This is a genomic window from Erwinia sp. MYb416 (genome assembly GCF_037479575.1).
Lineage (GTDB): Bacteria > Pseudomonadota > Gammaproteobacteria > Enterobacterales > Enterobacteriaceae > Erwinia > Erwinia rhapontici.
Genome location: NZ_JBBGYT010000057.1, coordinates 1 through 822, shown reverse-complemented (window position 1 = coordinate 822; position 822 = coordinate 1). Strand labels below are relative to the sequence as shown.

Annotated in this window: 1 protein-coding gene; it reads right to left on the bottom strand. The window is 51.7% G+C overall.

The features are described from left to right. Positions 1-97 precede the first annotated feature (97 nt). A partial coding sequence (gene robA / locus WH277_RS00515) for an MDR efflux pump AcrAB transcriptional activator RobA (protein ID WP_339503743.1) occupies positions 98-822 on the bottom strand: 725 nt, incomplete at its 5' end.

Sequence of the window (822 nt, the reverse complement as noted above, 5' to 3'; positions counted from 1 at the left end):
GCGATATTGCGCATCTTGAGGATACCTCCCTCGACGAACTCCAGCGCTAACGATGAAAAAGGGCCGATATGTTCGGCCCTTGCTGAATCATCGGTGATTACGACTGGCGTCGTATCGGGATCAGATATTCACAATGGATGTCGACAGGTGGCTCTGGACGTTTCTTACCGCCGTGGGTATAGAAGCGCTCAATGTCTTGACCGTGGCGACGTGTCAGATTCAGTGTTGGCATACAGGTGCCATAAATCTGTAAGACAAAGTTCTGAAGTCCGGTACGCGGCCCTTCATAGGTAAACTGCACATAATCACCCCCTTCCAGTACGACCGTCTGCGTTGAATGCAACTGACTGGAAATTGACTCAGCGGTGACCGCCGTGGTGTACAGAATCTCCTGCTCATCGTCTTTTTCCATGCTGGGGCGCGACTGGTGCAGACCATACAGCACTGGCGGAACGGTATCCGTTTCCGTCAGGAACTGGCGCCAGAAATGCATACGCATCTCATCACGGAAGCGTGAAATCTGTTCAAGTGTGCAGGTATAAGATTGAGTTTGCCCAATTAGCACGATTTCCGGCAAACTTACCCATGTCGGTTCGGGTAGTCTGACGTCATCAAGGCGAATCGGTGGGCGCAGTCCATAGGCATTCCAGTCTGATGACCGACGATACCAGGCTGGCGTCTGGGCAAATTGTTTCTTAAAGGCCCTGGTGAAAGTTTGTTGAGAGTCAAAACGATACTGCAAAGCAATATCCAGAATCGGGCGACTCGTCAAACGTAATGCTACGGCGGCTTTCGACAGACGGCGGGCACGAATATAAGCGC